Consider the following 18,294-nt stretch of genomic DNA (forward strand, 5'->3'; position numbering starts at 1 on the left):
GTTCGTTTTTTCCTAGGGAACAATAATGAAAAAGCCTAACTGCCGGCTTTTTCAAAGGGCAATTCTTCCTAAGTCCGGGAGCCTCCTCGTAAGCTGCGCGCCTGTGGGGTCTCCCTTTGACACGCTTCTCTAAGCAGGAGTCTCATATATTCACCTCCAATCAACAATGTGCTAAAAATCAACATTAACCTTTAACATAGCCCTTTCTTTAAAAGGATCAACAATTCACCTTTGTTCCCCAGGGCTTAAATCTATGGCTAAAAGTTCCGACATAATTGCTTTTAGGTTAATCTAATTTAGGTAAGTATAATCCTCTTACAATTAACATTATTTGCGTATAAAAACCCAAAAGGTTTTGTAAGGGATTACATATGAATTAGTGATTGACACTCAAAAAAATTATGGCATAATTGTAATAGTTCAAATTAAAAAGGTTTTGCTTCTTTATGTTTTAGACTGATAGCTTATGGAAATGTCTACTAGACAAGTTCATAAGAAATCACACCGTTTTTCAATTTCTGAAGTGCCTTTTTACGATGAGGATAAATTTGAACATATAAGTAAAATTTTCAAAAATCAACGATTTAATAAGGCTGTTTTCGTAAACTTTGTTGCTTTAACAACTCCAAGTAAAGAGCACTATATAAAGCATAGTGGCATCTTTTCTTCATAGGATAGTACCTATTTTGCTATAAGGAACAATGTTTCTACTGCATAATTAGATCAATAAGCAACAATAATTCAGAAAAGAGCCTTTAATAATGAAATTCTATAAATTGGTAGCTTTAATAAACACTTAATGTGAGTATATAAAGAGACCAACGATGATGTGTGTTTACACGATCTTCGTTGGTCTCTTTCTTATGTCATCCTAACTTACATTAGTAATTATTATTTTATTGGTGATATTAAATTTTAAGGGGGTTTTACCATGAATAGATGGTTTGTTGTTCTTGGTGCAGTATTAATACAAATTAACTTAGGAGCTGTATATGCTTGGAGTTTATTTAATCAGCCACTAATAGATAAGTTTGGATGGTCTCGTGAGGATGTAGTTGTAACCTTCTCTATTACAATTGCAGTTTTTGCTTTTACAACGATTTTCGCTGGTAGACTTCAAGATCGGATTGGACCAAGATGGGTTGCAACAATTGGCGGTCTGTTACTTGGTCTTGGATTAATTTTATCAAGCTCTGCAACAACTTTGTTCCAATTATATTTCTTTTATGGAGTTGTCGGCGGAATTGGTATTGGTATGACATATGTAAGTCCTTTATCCGCATGTGTTAAGTGGTTTCCTGATAAACGTGGCTTTATCAGTGGAGTAGCAGTAGCCGGTTTTGGTCTGGGTGGATTAATTTATAAACCTGTTATTGGGTATTTTATAGGAGAATTTGGTGTTTCATCCGCTTTCCTTTATCTTGGTCTTATATATATGATATTAGTTGTTGCAGGAGCACAGCTTTTAAAAAATCCACCAGTAGTTGAAGATGAAGCTTCAGGAACTGGCGCAAAAAAGGCACAATTTTCTCCAATTCAAATGTTAAAAACGTCACAATTCTATGTACTGTGGATTGTATTTTTATTTGGTAGTGTCTCTGGCTTATTAGTCATAAGTTTTGCAGTTGATATTGGTGTAGAGCTTGCAAATTTAAGCGTTGAAAAAGCTGCTAATGCTGTTATGGTCATCGCTTTATTTAATGCGGCAGGAAGAATTGTTTTAGGAAAGGTTTCTGACATTTTCGGGCGTAAAAACACACTTATGATGATTTATGCTTTAACAGCTCTTACTATGTTTTATATGAGTACAGGGATGATGAATTATTCTCTTTATTTAATTGCTGTTTCTATTGTTGGTTTTTGCTTTGGAGGTTACCTTGCCCTCTTCCCTTCAGTTACAGCAGATTATTATGGCACCAAAAATATTGGAACAAATTACGGGTTTATGTACCAAGCTTACGGAATATCTGCATTTGCAGGTCCGTTCATTATTAAAGTTATTTCTTTTACACAGGCATTTTTAATCTCAGGGTTTATTTGTATCATCGCAATTGTTTTAGTAAAGTTCATTAAAACACCAAAGCTTGTATCATCAGAAGAGAAAATGGTTGGAAACGAAGTACTATAATCTCAGAACTAGTTGTGTGTACTTGGGCAAATACTCAAGTACACATTTTTTTGTCTTACTTTTGTAGAGTTAGTATTTAATTAATCACATCAACAACAAAGATAATATACTTTTTGCATAAAAAAGCTAAATTTCCACACTTTTCTACCGATATTAAACGTATAAACTGTCGATATATGTCGACAAATGGAATCGGGGATGATACATATTGTCTATTCAAGAAATGATGAATAAGGATTTAAACACAAAAAACAAGTTTTTATTTGGTGTCTATTTATTAACAATGCTTTTAGGATTGCTAAATGCTATTGGTAGTGGTGATCAAGCAACGATCATCTTATTCGGTATTGAACTATTTATTGTCGTATTACTTTATGTTGTCGTGATTCATTTTCTAAAGAAATCATATGTCTATCCTTATGCTAGTGTATTTATTGTAGCTGCATTTTCAGTTTATAGTATTGCAACGGCTGGTGGGAATATGAATATTACACTTATTGCGTTTTTCACCCTTGTATTCTCAGTTGTTCCACTTAATCGTAAAGTATTTGGCTTTGGCGCTAGTTTAGGATTGTTTGTATTAATTTTTAATAAATTCAATGCTCAAGCTGATTCTCTAGAAATCTTAACAAGCACTTTTCAGTATGCTATTTTAGTTTACCTTCTAATGTGTGTGCTACTAAGTGTCGTTATTATCTTAAATACGAAAAACACAAAAATTGTATACGAGCTATTAACTCAAGCTGAAAATCAAGCTAATGAAAAAGAAGCTGAAAAAAATCTCTTAAAAAATAACATTGATGCAATTATCAATCATTTAGTTAACTCTAATGACTTAATTCAATCGAATTTACAATCGCAATCAGAAATGGTCAATGCCATTCAAGAGGTTGCTTCTGGTACAGAAGTACAAATAAAAGAAGTAAATGAAATAAAAAGTCAATCAACTAAAACACTTGAAAAAATGATTGAGTTAGGGAGTTTATCTTCTGTTCTTTTGGAAAAATCAAATGAATCTACCTCTTTACTGAATTCTGGAGAAGAAAAAATGAATTTTCTAGTAGATAACACTCAGGGACTTCAAGCTGTTATTCATGGATTACAGAAGAACTTTGACGTTCTTTCACATAAGATTGAAGAAACAAATAGTTTTGCTAATGATATTAGGCAAATTACAGAACAAACAAATCTTCTTGCTCTTAACGCATCAATTGAAGCAGCTCGAGCTGGGGAAGCTGGGAAAGGTTTCTCAGTCGTTGCTGGGGAAATTCGCAAGTTAGCTGAGCATACAAATACAATTACAGAAAAGATTTCTTCAAATCTTTTGGAAGTTAATCAAAGTAATAAATTAGCTCTCCAAAGTATGAATGAAAGCGGAGAAAAAATTAATCATAATTTACAGTCAACAGACTCTGTTTCAAAAGTGTTTTTTAGCTTAGCTACGAATATTAAACAGCTTGCAAATGAATTAAGTAAGTTAGACAAATTATCTAACGTTGTCACTGACGGCTCTCACTCTGTAGATCGCGCAACAAATGAGTTAGCATCAGTAATTGATGAAGCAAGTGCAAGTCTTGAAGAATTAAGTGCTACAGTTGAAACACTTAATTTAGACAACGAAAAAATAGCCAAAAATATGGCTAGTACGGTAGAAAAAGCGGAACTTCTTCAATCAAAACAGGATTAAATGAAATTCAAAAACCCTCTAAGTTATTAGGATAATCCTTATAACATAGAGGGCTTTTTTTATTGAGCTGAATGGAAATCATGGGAGCTACGATGATTGAGCCGGGAGAATAATTTTTCTTAATTTATTAGTCATGTTAATTGTTGTAAAGTAAGACACATCTTCATCATCAATCGTATACATCAAAGTACTTGTTTCACCTTCTTCCCCTAGCCATAGGTGAATAGCATGAGTGGGGTATCCTTCACTATACTGTACTTGAATATCATAATCAGGTTTTCCTAATGTATGGGATACATTTTGTTTAGTTGTTGCTGTTTTAATCGCTTTTTCAAAAATGTTAATACATTCATTATCCTCAAATGATTTCAGTTCCTTAAGGTTTATATCACCTTTACCTAGTGAATTAGAAAGTATTATTTTCGATATCTCTTCATCTAATAAAACCATTGTTTCTTCTTGCTTATTTGAACAAGCCGTTACTATGCTTACAGCTACTACTGTAAATACTAGTAAGAATATCTTTTTCATTTTAATGCTCCTTTTTTCAGAAATCGAACTATTTAAATGATACATATTCGCAACAAAATATTTTGAAAGCTAGTAAAAATCCTGATAATATTTACACATTGATTGAATGCTTCGTTTTACATCCTATTTTAATATAAATTTAAATAGTAACAAGCCAAATTCCTTTAAAAAATACAAACTCTACTAAAAAAAACCAAATCATTACTGATCTGGTCTCATACAACAGATTATTTAACTAAAATCGAGGTACACCACTTTATATAGCAAAAACATGATTACCAATTACCTTTGTAACATCACGAGTTCTAATCCACTCATCTGTTGCAGTATCAGGATTATAAAAATACAACGATTTATCCTCAGATTTATTTAACGCCAATGCTTCAGTCACTGCGTTTTCTGCTTCATCATCAGCAGCTTCATCAATCGATTCATTTTGTACAGGCTGAAAGGCATTCTTTTGATAAATAACCTCTCTTACTGTATCAGGAAATTGCTCATGCTCCACACGATTTATTACTACATTTGCTACCGCTACTTTTCCAACATAAGGCTCACCTTTTGCTTCAGCATGAACAAGACGAGCAAGTAATGCTTTTTCTTCTTTTGAGATTGATAAAGCTTGATCCGTTTTATTTAACGCTGCTCTAAAATCAACAGCTTCTTTATTACCCAAACTCAATTCAATAGAATTCTGTCCAACCTTATAGTTACCATAGTGTTCTATTGATAAAGCTACTGTATCACCCGTTTCAAACGATTTGGCAGTTTTGGCATTTATTTGTAGTGTTGGAGAAATGGTATAAAAAGCTATCATCAACATTGATAAAATGATCGTTATTGTTTTATTAAGATTTTTCATGTAAACCCTCCTGTATTCTAAATTAATATAGTAACAGGCCTAATTAGGCTAAGAAGTTTACAAGTCTATCATACTAGTACGTAATAGGAAAGATAAATAAAGAAAAAGGATTAAATTGGCACCTAATTGAATTATTCTATTTCCCATTTAATTTTAAAGCTACCTTTTACTCGATCACCAGTAACAACCAGCCTATATACACCAGACTTTGCTACATCTAATTTTAGTGTATGATCATCTATTTCTGTCATTCCAACCAAATCATCATAATCATCTTTAACAAGAAATCCATGTCCGCCACCATTTTCATTACCAAATTCTCTTGATAATATTATTGATTGATCTTCAGTTAGTGTAAGTGGAACTTCATGCTCACCAATAAAATACTGAAAGCTTGCAGTAAAGGAAGAATCAGTCCTCATTTCTTTCCATTGCTTTTTTTCGGTGAAATCAATATTTGCTAGTAAGATAAAAGATAATGGAATTACAATTGAAAATAAATAATTAAATAAAGTTGATTTACGTGAAATATAAGTTCCTAAATAAAATAATAAAGCACATAAAATGCCAATAAAACCAGCAATCAATGTGTAAACACTAAATCCATAAACTAAAAAGATCGCAAACCCAAAAAAAGTATAAAGTAATAATTTTATTACTCCTAGTTTCAACGTTAAATATTTTTTCTTCAATTTTCCTGTAATCAAATCAATGAGCACTGAACAGAACAAACCATAGCCAAACAATATCAGCCAAATATATTTATTTGATATCGCTTCAGAAAACTTATATAAATCAGGCTCTACTATAAATTAAAAACCAAATATTAAAAATAAAGCAAAACCAGCACCAGCCAGCTTATTAACTAAATATATAGTTATCTTTGATACATCTCGTTTATTCTGTATGATATATTTTAACCTCCTTACACTTAATCCCTTTCAAATCTTATTCAATACAAAAGAGCGAATTTCCTATTAGAAAATACGCTCTTTTGTGAATTACCCGATTATCACTTTCTCTTTTGGAAATTTAAAGTTCTCTTTAACGGTTTTTCCTCGAATTAAAAATAAGAAAGAAAAAATCCCTATTCTACCGACAAACATAAGTATGATGATAACTAGTTTTCCAACCGTACTAAGCTCTGGGGTGATTCCCATAGATAGGCCTGTTGTACCGAATGCCGATGAAACCTCAAAGATAATTTCAATCAACTCAAATGTAGGCTCTAATATACTCATTAATATAATGGAAGTACTACAAATCATGACTGCAGTTGTGATCACGATAAATGACTTACGAACATCTTCGGGATCTACTTCACGACCAAACACTTTAATTGAATCCTTCCCTTTTGCGTAGAAATATATGCTTAATATCATGATGGCAAAGGTTGTTGTTCTTATTCCTCCCCCAACACTGCTAGGAGATGCTCCAATAAACATTAACCCACTTATAAATAGTAAAGTAGGATCAGTAAATTGACTTACATCCATTGTAGCCAATCCACCATTTCTTGTAGAGGTTGATTGAAATAACGAATAAAAAAGTGACTCATGCCAAGTTTTATCTGCGAAAAAGTGATTTTTCTCAAATAAAAATATGAAAAGAGTTCCTAAAACAATTAAAATAAAAAATGTAGTTGTTGTTAATTTTGTAAAAAGTGAAAACCTATGTCGAATTGTACTTTTTTTCGTAATAAAATCCTTCACCTCTATAAGAACAGGAAACCCGATAGCTCCGAGAATAAGCAAAATAATATTGATTGTTTGAACAAAATAATCGTTTGCAAATGGAATAAGTGATGTACCCGTAATATCAAATCCAGCATTTGTTGTTGCACTTACTGAAGCAAAAAAACCTTGTAAAAATGCTTCTTGCCAGGTTGGAAAATACTGAAGAAAATGTACCCCTAATATCACTGCACCGATTAATTCAATGGCAATTATAATGACTAAAATTTGCTTCATTAATTGAACTAAACCAGAAAAAGTTGACCGATTTTGATCTGTCATAATAAGCTGTCGATCTTTTAGGCCAATTTTTTTCCCGAACAATATCCAAATAAAGGTTCCTAAAGTCATAATTCCGATTCCACCAAATTGAAGAATAAAAACTAAAATAAAGTATCCTACTTCATTAAATGTTTCGACTGTTGATACGACTGTAAGTCCTGTTACACTTATTGCACTAACAGCTGTAAATACAGTATCAATCAAAGATAGCTCAACATTTTCTCTATGAGCAAACGGAAGACTTAACAATACAGTTGATACCAAAACTGCTAGCAAATAAAATAAAACAATTAATTGTACAGATGAAAGTCTTCTTGTTAATTTAGATGAACTTTTCGACAAATCCAAAAATCTCACAACCCTAATCTTCATACTAATTAACTTAGTATAACAAAATAAATAATAATTAAAACCTATCTTCCCTATTTAAATGAAGATAAGTCAATTCTACTTAATATAGTAATTTTAGTAAAATTTAACTTCAATGACCTAAAATAATTTTTTTCTAATACACATTGCTGAAACCGTAAAGATTCTTTGTACACATACTTTAATTAACCGATAGAGTCATTTAATCTAACTTTTCTAAATAGTAACTCACAAGATCTTGATACTCTTTAAGTTCATTTATACCTTTTTCACTTATTGTATAAACTCCTCTTTTCACCCGTTTAAACCAGCCGTAAAAGTTTTTTGTTAAAATTGAGGATGTTTTATCTCCTGTGCCTTTTTGTTTTAAGATTCGAGGTGAAAGCTCACCAAAATGATTAAGATAAGCCGCAATTTGAATGCAGTTTTCCTTATAAGCTGTCATTATTTTTGTTCTGTTACTTCCACCTATATTATAATCAGCACTTCGACCACTAATTTCTTTTAGCAAGGCTTCTCTTTTTCTTTTGTTTCGAAGATTACTTTTGTTACGGTCAAAGCTTGTTGGATGGTTAATGACCTCCATTCTTCTTCTGTTACCTGTGAAGGATACAAGAATTAATCCCAATTCTAACCTTTGAACTAAATGACAAACGTCTCTCCATCGCTTAGATCTTAAATTATAGCTAGGCTTTGGAATAGCAATGTACACAGCATTAGTTAGACGCTGTCGTTTGGTTGCTTGTAATAAGAGATCAACAGTTAAATTAAGCTTTAACTCTATTACGATTAGCTCATCTTCCTTAACGACCGCCATGTCGCAATCCTTCACTTCACCATAAACCTCATAGCCTTCACCAATAAAGTAATTCTGAATTGGTTTATATAAATCTGATTCCTGTCGCTTTTTCTTTTCTTCCATTAATGTATACACCATCCATGCTGTTGGTTTTCACGAGAAATAAATAGAGTAAGCCCTTATGAAAACTATCTTGTATCTTCTAAATCAATCATTTTTATTATTTTAGCAGGATTTCCACCTACAACTGTATTAGCTAACACATCTTTTGTGACAACTGCACCTGAAGCGATAACAGCATTATCACCTATGGTTACGCCTGGATTTATTACTGCTCTTCCTCCAATCCAAACATTGTTTCCAATTGTAACAGGTTTTCCATATTCTAATCCTTTGTTACGTTCAATAGGATTTATCGGGTGTGTTGCAGTATATATATGAACACCAGGAGCAAGCATACAGTTCTCTCCAAAACGAATTTCACAAACATCTAGCATAACACAATCAAAATTAGCGAAGAAATTATTTCCAACATGGATGTTATACCCATAATCACACCTGAAATTAGGTTCCATATACACTATTTCTCCAGTTGAACCAAAAAGATTTTTAATTGCCAGTACTTTATTATCAACATCAGATTCTAACGTATGATTAAACATTCGAGTAAGATATCTTGCTTGCTCTCTATCTTTTACTAATTGCTCATCCCACGGTTTATATAAACTGCCATCTAGCATTTTTTGCTTTTCGGTTCTCATAATGCTACCACCCCGGTTCTAAATTCGGTACTTTCCTCTTTAAATTTACTTCAATAACATATTATAATGTAAATCTACTAGTTATAAAGAGTACACAATTGACGATACTAGAATAGATCACTATTTAGTAAAGGATATCATTATGACCATAAATAACTTAACTTTTAAGTTTATAAAATATAGCTTTGTCGGCATAATTTGCACCTTAATCTACTTCATTTCTATGTTTCTATTTGTTGAACTTTTTAAAAAAGATCCTGTTATAAGTGCCACAACCTCTTTTATTATTATGACAGTCTTTTCTTTTCTTTTAAACAAAAAGTATACTTTTGGCGGGGTGTATTCACATCAACAACTGCTGCGCTTTTCAATTGTGGCAGGAATTGGGTTCACGCTTAATTTAATCATTATGTATGGTGTTGTTCATCTTCTATCATTACATTATATTGTTGGAGAAATAACAACATTATTAATTATTCCGATCGTTAATTTTACTTTAAATAATATCTGGACCTTTAAATAAAACTGAAATAAATAAGCCTAGGATTAATTCTTTCTAATTTTTATAAACCCACTTATAAAAGATATAACACCTGCTGTAAAGAATAAAAAACTAGCAAATATGTAATTTAAAGTAAATAGTAAAGCACCTACACTACTAAACATAAAACCATTTGTTAAAAATAAAACTGATGAAGCTTTTTTCTTTTTCAAAGATAACCACTCTCCACTGTTTAACTTAAAACATACTAAGACATAATTAAAGAAGTCATAAAAAAGACGAATAAATATAAATTCAGTTAAGCTGAAAGAAACAAGTTCGTTCCATTGCGCTGCAGACACTCGCGTTCCACGGGGAGGAAGCTGAGCCTCCTCGGCAAGCCTGAGGGGTCTCAGCTCTTCCTTAATTCTAAATAGGAGTCGATTGTCTTCCGCTCCATTGCACTTGTTTTTAGAATTAGTATGCAAAATCAAAAAATCTAATTCAATCAACAACGTCCTACAAAATCAATATGAATCTAATATAAAGATATTATAGCATTCCCTTAACTCTTTTTACATATTTATACAAATGATGTCTTTGTTGATATTCTACCTTAATAATAAAAACCAATCTGCATTAGATTGGTTGGTAAATTTTATAAATTTGTATAGGTAAAAATTTAATCATCAATTACATTTTGATTAGATAAACCTGTATCTGTTCCATTTGTCACACTTGATCCGTTAGAAATGACTTGATTATCTCCTACCCCACCACCACCTGAGCCTGAAACTGTTTTACTAATGTTAATAGGAGAAATTTTAATAACATCTCCAAAATTTATCACTCCACCACTAATACTATCAACCTTTATTTTTCCAACTAAACTAGGAATAGCCATCATCCCTTTCAACTTCGAATATTTATGAATTTATATTACTATATGCAATTGTTTTGTAGCTTGTATAGTAGAATTGCTGAGGAAAAGTGAGGATAGATATATATTATAGAAAGAAACATTCATTAAAATTCTGCTTAGTTGTGCGTTCTTGTTTATTCACCTTTTCGTTCTCAATAAAAATAGAGACAGGAATGATCCTGTCTCTATTTGATGATTAATTATGAAAATTTGTACCATCTGTTGTTGCCTCAATAACACCTGCACGAACAACAAAGTCTCCAAAATGTTCGTTATCATTTCGCTCTTTTGCATAACGAGGGATAAGAACATTAAGCTCTTTTAAGATCTCATCTTCACCGATGTTTTCACGATACATTTTGCTTAAACGGCTTCCATCATGTGCTGCACCAAGATACATATTGTATTTACCTGGAGCTTTACCGATAAATCCGATTTCACCAAGTGCATGACGAGCACATCCATTTGGGCAACCAGTCATACGGATTGTGATTTCTTTATCACTAAGACCATTTTGATCAACGATTTCATCGATTTTATCGATTAATTGCGGTAAATAACGTTCAGCCTCTGCCATCGCTAAGCCACATGTAGGTAATGCAACACATGCTAGTGCACTTCGACGCAATGCAGAATAATGTTTGCCATCTGTTAATCCATATTTTTCGATAATTTCATTGATTTTTTTCTTTTTCTGACTTGATACATTACCAATGATAAGATTTTGATTAGCTGTTAGACGGAAATCACCTGTATGAATTTTAGCAATTTCTCTAATTCCAGTCATTAGCTTGTAATCGTCATAATCTGTTATACGTCCGCCTTCAACAAATAACGTGAAGTTCCATTTACCTTTAGTCCCTTTTACCCAACCATAACGGTCACCGTTATGATCAAATTGAAATTCCTTTGCTTCTTCAAGACTCCAGCCAAGGCGTTTTTCTAATTCTTCAACAACGTTTTCTAGACCAAGGCGATCAACTGTATATTTGAAACGAGCATTTTTACGAACAGAACGATTTCCATAGTCACGTTGAATCGTAATGATTTTTTCTGCTACATCATATGCTTGTTCTGGTTTAATGAAACCAATGACTTTAGCTAACTGTGGATATGTTTCTTTATCACCATGTGACATACCCATCCCCCCACCGATTGCAACGTTAAATCCAACTAATTTGTCGTTCTCAACAATTGCAATAAAGCCTAAGTCTTGTGAAAAAATATCCACATCGTTTGATGGTGGAACAGCAATCCCAATCTTAAACTTTCTTGGTAAATAAAGCGGACCATACATTGGTTCTAGCTCTTCTGTATCAGGTGTACCTGCTACTTTTTCTTCATCAAGCCAAATTTCATGATATGCTCTTGTGCGTGGTAATAAATCATCGCTCAATTTTTTCGACCATTCGTAAACCTCTTGGTGAACATCAGATTGATACGGATTTGCTACACACATTACATTACGATTTACGTCACCACATGCAGCGATTGTATCTAATAATGCAGCATCGATACCTTGAATCGTTTTTTTCATATTCCACTTTAAAATCCCGTGCATCTGGAATGTCATTCGAGTTGTTAGCTTTAATGTTCCATTTCCGTACTTATCAGCTAAATCATCCATTACAAGCCATTGATTAGGGGTTGCTACACCACCAGGTAAACGAACACGTAACATGAATTGATATGCTGGTTCTAGCTTTTGTTTTTGACGCTCATTTCGAAGATCACGGTCGTCTTGTAAATAGCTTCCATGATGTTTCATTAAGCGATTATCATCATCTGAAATACCAGAACTTAAAGGCTCAAGCATCGATTCTTTAAGTGTACCACGTAAGTAATCACTTCTTTCTTTAATGCCTTCAACATCACTTGGTGCGCCTTCTGGTGCTTTTAATATATTGTTAGCCATGTGAAATCTCCTTTCAATCAAAAATCAATATACATCGCGTTGATAGCGTTTATTTTGTTGCATGTCAGCAAGGTAGCTTTCCGCTTTTTCACGGCTTAACCCGCCTTCTTTTTCTATAATGTCAATAAGTGTTTGATGTACATCATGTGCCATATGCTTTTCATCACCACAAATGTAAACTACAGCTCCTTCTTGAAGCCATTCAAACAATTCCTTGCTATGATCCTGCATACGATGCTGTACATATACCTTCTCTTCTTGATCGCGTGAGAAAGCAACATCCATTCTAGTTAACACTCCATCTTTAATCCACTTTTGCCATTCTGTTTGGTAAAGAAAATCTGTAACAAAATGCTGATCACCGAAGAACATCCATGATTTTCCTTCTGCTCCAGTTTCTTCACGCTCTTGCATGAAAGAACGGAATGGTGCTACACCCGTTCCAGGACCAACCATAATAATTGGAGTGTCTGGGTTTTGTGGCAATTTAAAGTTTTGGTTATTTTGGATATAAATTGGCAGCGTGTCCCCAGGCTGTAATCGTTCAGAACAAAGAATAGAACATACGCCATTTCTTTCACGACCATGTGTTTCATAACGTACTGCACCAATTGTTAAATGGACTTCCTCAGGATTTGCTTCTAAACTACTTGCAATCGAATAAAGTCTCGCTGGCATTTTTCTCAAAATTGAGATGAATTCTTGTGGCGAAACACCCCAAGGGCCAAAGTCTCGAACCAAATCTAGTAAATCGCGACCATTAATATATGCTTTTAACGTTTCACTATCCTCTAATAACTTCTTCAAGTCTTCATTAGCTGATAATTTTGATGCTTGTTCTAATAATGGTTTCGTTAAAACAGTTATTTCAAAATGTAATTGTAAAGCTTCTTTAAGTGGTGATACATCACCCTGTTTATTTAATGTAACAATCTCTTCGGCATCCCAGTTCATTTCTTCAAGAAGTAAATCTACTAATACTGGATCATTTTCAGGGTAAATTCCTAAACTATCACCAGGTTGGTATGTAAGACCTGAACCTTCAAGCGAAATCTCTAAATGACGTGTTTCTTTATTAGATCCACGACCATTTAAATTTAAGTTATCAAGAACTTCCGCTTTAAATGGGTTTGTTCTTGAATAAGCAGATTCTGCTAATTGTGGTGTAGCTGTGGTTTCACCTACAACAGAACCAGAACCTTGAGATTGTTGTGCATCACTTAATCCCGCTAATACACCTTCAACCCATTCTGCTGCTGGTTCATCAAAATCAAGATCACAATCAACACGATTAAATATCCGAGTGCCACCAAGTTCTTCTAGCTTTTGATCAAACTCTTTACCTGTTTGACAGAAAAATTCATACGAACTATCTCCAAGTGACAAAACAGAGAAGCGTAAATCTTCAAGTTTTGGAGCACGGCGTCCATGAAGGAATTCATGAAAAGAGATCGCATTATCAGGTGGCTCACCTTCACCATGAGTACTTGCGATAATTAGGAGGTTTTTAACTTTTTTTAAGTTGTTAGGTTTAAACTCACTCATTGAAGATACTGTAACTTCAAAGCCTCTATCTTTTAATGTTTTACCAGTACTGTTAGCAAGTGACTGAGCATTTCCAGTTTGTGATCCAAAAAGAATTGTCACTTCTTTTGATATTGGCTCCACATTTGTTTCTACTTTAGCTTGTGCTTGTGTTTCTCCAACTACTGGAGAGGCTGCAGCTGTTTGGTTTGCAGCTAAATATCCACTAAGCCAGATTTTTTGTGATTCTGTTAATGTTGGCAGTAATTTATTAAGTAGCTCTGCCTGCTCCTGACTAAAAGGACTGTTCATTACCTGAAGTTGCAACGATATCCACCTCACATAGGAATAAAACTATTTTTATACGATTTCAAAAATTTGATCAAACTTTTCAGTAAATTTATGAATACTACTATAATAGATTCACTATTCCTATAAGTCAAATAGGATTTAGTTATTATAACGATTAAATATAGTTATAGTACTTTATATCGTTATTTTACCATTCTAAGGAGAAGTATTCATGTAGTTTATTGTTGCATTTTCAATATATCTGTAATTTTAGCGAATATAATAATAGAAAAGATCATAATAATAGAAACGGAGCAAAGATATTTCTTTTCAGCCAATATAACCATCTTTTAGCAGAGAACACTCAGATTTTAATATTTATAAATAAAAAGTTAAAATAAAGGGTTATTTTCTAAACTTGGGTTAAGATACATTTTATGTTATAATTTAATTATTCAATTTCTAATATTAAACCGGTATCACCTGTATTTATTTTCTAGATTTTGAAAATAAAAATTAAGGATGATCCTTATTAAAATGGGACAAAAAGTAATTTATAGTAGTAGAATCCATTACTTTTTCTTTGATCATGGAAACGCATTTTGCGAAATCCAAGATGGTGAAACTCAAGCAATTATGTTAGTTAACTATAATGATCTCATTCATCGGATTAAGTAAAAAAGTCAACAGTATTTGTTGACTTTTTTTGTGGGGAATTATTCCTTTATAAAGGTTTTCGTACTTCTCATAGTATCAATCGGTCTGACTAATTTTTCAATTGATTCACGCTTTGGTTCTAAAAATGGAGGCAATGATAATTTTTCACCTAATGTTTCATAAGGTTCGTCACCCATAAACCCTGGACCATCTGTTGCAAACTCAAACAGTATTTGTGGTGCAACTCTTGTATATAGTGATTCAAAGAAGTGACGATCAACATAACCAGATGTTGAAAATCCTATTGTGCTTAGACGGTTTATCCATTCATCTAATGCAGCACGATCTTCTACACGAAAAGCTACATGATGAACTGTTCCAAATCCTTGACGACTTTGTGGTAAAGACTCGTTATGCTCAACAATTACTTGTGCACCATTTCCTCCTTCACCCACTTCAAATAAATGGAAACGACCATTCTGATCAATTTCTCTAAAAAATAGAGCTTTTTCAAGTACTTCTTTAAGCTGTTCAAAATTTGCTATTCGAATAAAAATCGGCCCTAGTCCTGTTATTGCATGTTCAAGTGGAATTGGTCCATTTTCCCATGGTGTTCCTGAAGAAATACCTTTATTAAATTCATCCGAAATCAATTGATATTGTTGATCATCAAAATCTACAAATGATAATGTCTTTTTCCCAAATTGTGTTTGAATCCCCTCATGTTTTACTTGAAGGCGATCAAAACGTTTTACCCAATAGTTTAATGAAGAATCAGTTGGTACACGAAATGATGATTTTGATATTTCATTTGTGCCATGTGTCCCTTTTGGAATTCCTGGAAAATCAAAGAACGTCATATCTGTTCCCGCACTTCCTGTATCGTCAGCAAAAAATAAATGATACGTTTGAATGTCATCTTGATTTACTGTTTTTTTTACAAGACGCATCCCTAATACATATGTGAAAAACTCATAATTTTTTTCAGCACTACTTGTGATAGCTGTAACATGGTGGATTCCTTTTAAATGGTTCATTTATTGTTCCCCCTATTTGAATACCTTATTATCTCAGTATGAAGTATCTTTAATTCGAGATAAATATAACACAGAGATAAAAACCGTGTCAAATTCTATATAATAATGAACCTCTAAATAAGCTTCATCATGATAAATCTATACTGATTGAATAGGAACACCTAAAATTGTTCATCCTAATCATGAAGGAGGTGTTTAAACAATGGCATTAGACGTATTATGTGAAGTAAACAGCTGTGTTCATAATATTAGCAACGAAAACAAATGTGGTGCAAGTCAAATTTATGTAGTTAATCATAAAGAAAAAAATGCTTCATCTAGCGCTGAAACTGATTGCAAAACATTCGAACCATCTGATCTTTAATTTCCCAACTGAGGCAACCACTACCATGGTTGTCTCTTTATAAGTTTAGTATTGAAAATAATTATCATTATTATTCATTTAGAAAGAAATTTCTTCAAAAAAACTACAAATTTTCAATTTTATCGTTTCGTGTATGTCATAACAAAGTGGATTACTGTTTCAGAATTTGTTGGATTGATATAAGTATGTTCGAAGTCACCATTAAACTTTATTGAATCATATTCATAAAGATGATACTTCTCGTCTTGAACTTTAATCATAATTTCACCCTTCATGACTGTTACATATTCTACTACACCTAATTGATGTGAACCTGGACAATACTCACTATTAGGCTTCAAAAATGCACGATGAATCTCCATTGATCCGTATGAAGATGTATCAAAAATTGGTTCTAATGTACACGCTTCATTTGCACTAACAACTTTATTCCCTTCATTCTTCCGTGAAATAACTACCTCATTACTTTCGTTAAGTAATGTCGAAATAGGTATAGTAAGACCATTGGCAATTTTCCAAATAACAGCAAGAGAAGGATTTGCTTCACCTCTTTCAATATTACCCAAAGTTAATTTACTTACTTCTGTTAGTTCCGCTAATTCTTGCAGACTTATTTTTCTTTCAAGTCTTATTTTTCTTAGTGTTTCTCCGATTTGCTTCGCTAGTTTTTCAACGTTATTTATTTTATGATGATCCACAACCATTTTCTCCTTTTATACATAAATTGTTATTTCAGGGTACAAAAAATGAACATTGGAATGTTCTTTTCAAAAAAAGAGCCTTTAGAAACGACTAGAAATATAAAGAATTAAAATTATCATTAACACATTTGCACAGCATAAGGTATAATATATTTAATTATAAGTATATTATACTATACATAAATACAAGTATAAAGGTTGGGTGTTTGATGAGAGAAATACTAATAGGGATTTTTGCTTCCATGTTTTTTGCTGTAACGTTTATTTTAAATCGTTCAATGGAACTCGCAGGTGGAAGTTGGATATGGAGCTCTTCTTTGCGTTTTATGTTTATGATTCCTTTTCTATTTCTCATTGTACTTGCAAGAAAGAATATTAAACAAGTGTTGCTTGAAATAAAAAAACACCCTTTTCAATGGGTATGCTGGAGCTTTGTTGGCTTTGTTTTATTTTATGCACCATTAACATTTGCTGCTTCATATGGACCAGGATGGCTTGTTGCCGGATCATGGCAGCTAACAATTGTTGCTGGCACACTGTTAGGGCCTTTATTCTTTCATACTGTACAAACAAAAGAAGGTACAATAAGCGTAAGAAATACCTTACAACTAAAGTCTTTTTTAATATCCCTTGTTATTTTACTTGGTGTAGGTTTGATTCAGCTTCAAAAAGCTAGTCAACTATCATTTCATGAACTAGTTCTTGGCGTATTACCTGTCCTGATTGCTTCAGTTGCTTATCCTTTAGGAAATCGAAAAATGATGGAAGTATGCGGTGGAAGATTAGATACTTTTCAAAGAGTATTTGGGATGACATTAGTTAGCCTGCCATTTTGGTTCATTTTAAGTGGATTCGGGATCTTTAGTGTTGGGCTTCCTTCTAGCGAACAAATCCTACAGTCCTTTATTGTGGCAATTTGTTCAGGTGTTATTGCAACAACACTCTTTTTCATAGCAACAGATTGTTCGAAAAATCATCAAGGTAAATTAGCAGCGGTAGAAGCAACTCAATCAACTCAAGTAATCTTCGTCATTATCGGTGAGACATTATTATTATCATCTCCATTACCAAAAGGCTGGACTTTTATCGGACTATTATTAATCATAATTGGAATGCTATTACATAGCTATTTCACTCACAAAAACCATTCACAATCAGACATGAAGATACTTGGAAAGAAATTAAATAGTGAGGCTCCTATTAAAGGTTAATGAATATACACTGAGGCCAATTTTAGTAAATAGCCTCAG

The 18,294-nt window shown here is 32.9% G+C and carries 17 protein-coding genes; 5 read left to right on the forward strand and 12 right to left on the reverse strand.

Features of this window, described 5'->3' with window-relative positions:
- The first annotated feature begins 931 nt into the window (after window positions 1–931).
- Window positions 932–2,128 carry an L-lactate MFS transporter gene (locus FS935_RS01945; RefSeq protein WP_146945837.1) on the forward strand — a complete coding sequence of 399 codons (1,197 nt, stop codon included), beginning with the start codon at window positions 932–934 and terminating at the stop codon, window positions 2,126–2,128.
- A 208-nt stretch (window positions 2,129–2,336) separates the two neighbouring features.
- Window positions 2,337–3,815: a methyl-accepting chemotaxis protein gene (locus FS935_RS01950; RefSeq protein WP_146945838.1), complete on the forward strand. Its 1,479-nt coding sequence runs from the start codon at window positions 2,337–2,339 to the stop codon at window positions 3,813–3,815.
- Window positions 3,816–3,902: 87 nt separating this feature from the next.
- On the opposite strand, the gene FS935_RS01955 is transcribed toward FS935_RS01950, so the two are convergent.
- The 6 genes from FS935_RS01955 to FS935_RS01980 form a co-directional block, all read right to left on the reverse strand.
- Window positions 3,903–4,346 carry a YhfM domain-containing protein gene (locus tag FS935_RS01955; protein ID WP_146945839.1) on the reverse strand — a complete coding sequence of 148 codons (444 nt, stop codon included), beginning with the start codon at window positions 4,344–4,346 and terminating at the stop codon, window positions 3,903–3,905.
- A 256-nt stretch (window positions 4,347–4,602) separates the two neighbouring features.
- Window positions 4,603–5,208: a cell wall hydrolase gene (locus tag FS935_RS01960; RefSeq protein WP_146945840.1), complete on the reverse strand. Its 606-nt coding sequence runs from the start codon at window positions 5,206–5,208 to the stop codon at window positions 4,603–4,605.
- Window positions 5,209–5,339: 131 nt separating this feature from the next.
- On the reverse strand, window positions 5,340–5,915 hold the full coding sequence (locus FS935_RS01965; protein ID WP_158638504.1) for a hypothetical protein: 576 nt from the start codon (window positions 5,913–5,915) through the stop codon (window positions 5,340–5,342).
- Between the two features lie 294 nt (window positions 5,916–6,209).
- On the reverse strand, window positions 6,210–7,595 hold the full coding sequence (locus FS935_RS01970) for a TrkH family potassium uptake protein (RefSeq protein WP_146945842.1): 1,386 nt from the start codon (window positions 7,593–7,595) through the stop codon (window positions 6,210–6,212).
- Window positions 7,596–7,794: 199 nt separating this feature from the next.
- A complete protein-coding gene (locus FS935_RS01975) occupies window positions 7,795–8,514 on the reverse strand; it encodes a DUF2161 domain-containing phosphodiesterase (RefSeq protein ID WP_146945843.1) in 720 nt (239 codons plus the stop codon).
- A 65-nt stretch (window positions 8,515–8,579) separates the two neighbouring features.
- Window positions 8,580–9,152: a maltose acetyltransferase domain-containing protein gene (locus FS935_RS01980; RefSeq protein WP_146945844.1), complete on the reverse strand. Its 573-nt coding sequence runs from the start codon at window positions 9,150–9,152 to the stop codon at window positions 8,580–8,582.
- A gap of 142 nt (window positions 9,153–9,294) precedes the next feature.
- On the opposite strand from FS935_RS01980, the gene FS935_RS01985 reads away from it, so the two are divergent.
- Window positions 9,295–9,675, forward strand: coding sequence for a GtrA family protein (locus FS935_RS01985; protein ID WP_146945845.1), 381 nt, complete (start codon window positions 9,295–9,297; stop codon window positions 9,673–9,675).
- A 23-nt stretch (window positions 9,676–9,698) separates the two neighbouring features.
- Here FS935_RS01985 and FS935_RS01990 read toward each other — a convergent pair whose 3' ends face one another.
- The 5 genes from FS935_RS01990 to FS935_RS02010 all read right to left on the reverse strand — a co-directional run bounded on the left by FS935_RS01990 (window position 9,699) and on the right by FS935_RS02010 (window position 15,979).
- Complete coding sequence (locus FS935_RS01990; RefSeq protein ID WP_146945846.1) at window positions 9,699–10,145, reverse strand: hypothetical protein; 447 nt, start codon at window positions 10,143–10,145, stop codon at window positions 9,699–9,701.
- Window positions 10,146–10,315: 170 nt separating this feature from the next.
- Window positions 10,316–10,537: a spore germination protein gene (locus FS935_RS01995; RefSeq protein WP_240050788.1), complete on the reverse strand. Its 222-nt coding sequence runs from the start codon at window positions 10,535–10,537 to the stop codon at window positions 10,316–10,318.
- A gap of 214 nt (window positions 10,538–10,751) precedes the next feature.
- Complete coding sequence (cysI, locus tag FS935_RS02000; protein WP_146945847.1) at window positions 10,752–12,470, reverse strand: assimilatory sulfite reductase (NADPH) hemoprotein subunit; 1,719 nt, start codon at window positions 12,468–12,470, stop codon at window positions 10,752–10,754.
- Window positions 12,471–12,494: 24 nt separating this feature from the next.
- Window positions 12,495–14,321, reverse strand: coding sequence for an assimilatory sulfite reductase (NADPH) flavoprotein subunit (locus FS935_RS02005; RefSeq protein ID WP_146945848.1), 1,827 nt, complete (start codon window positions 14,319–14,321; stop codon window positions 12,495–12,497).
- A 680-nt stretch (window positions 14,322–15,001) separates the two neighbouring features.
- The gene (locus FS935_RS02010) at window positions 15,002–15,979 is read right to left on the reverse strand and encodes a ring-cleaving dioxygenase (protein ID WP_146945849.1); all 978 of its coding nucleotides are present in this window, start codon (window positions 15,977–15,979) and stop codon (window positions 15,002–15,004) included.
- Window positions 15,980–16,181: 202 nt separating this feature from the next.
- Between FS935_RS02010 and FS935_RS02015 the strand changes: the two genes are divergently transcribed.
- Window positions 16,182–16,343, forward strand: a complete 162-nt coding sequence (locus FS935_RS02015) for a DUF1540 domain-containing protein (protein WP_146945850.1) — start codon at window positions 16,182–16,184, stop codon at window positions 16,341–16,343.
- A gap of 119 nt (window positions 16,344–16,462) precedes the next feature.
- On the opposite strand, the gene FS935_RS02020 is transcribed toward FS935_RS02015, so the two are convergent.
- On the reverse strand, window positions 16,463–17,041 hold the full coding sequence (locus tag FS935_RS02020) for a helix-turn-helix domain-containing protein (RefSeq protein WP_240050789.1): 579 nt from the start codon (window positions 17,039–17,041) through the stop codon (window positions 16,463–16,465).
- A 212-nt stretch (window positions 17,042–17,253) separates the two neighbouring features.
- Between FS935_RS02020 and FS935_RS02025 the strand changes: the two genes are divergently transcribed.
- Window positions 17,254–18,255, forward strand: coding sequence for a DMT family transporter (locus tag FS935_RS02025; RefSeq protein ID WP_146945852.1), 1,002 nt, complete (start codon window positions 17,254–17,256; stop codon window positions 18,253–18,255).
- Window positions 18,256–18,294 lie beyond the last annotated feature (39 nt).

The sequence above is a fragment of the Metabacillus litoralis genome, from assembly GCF_007994985.1.
Lineage (GTDB): Bacteria > Bacillota > Bacilli > Bacillales > Bacillaceae > Metabacillus > Metabacillus litoralis.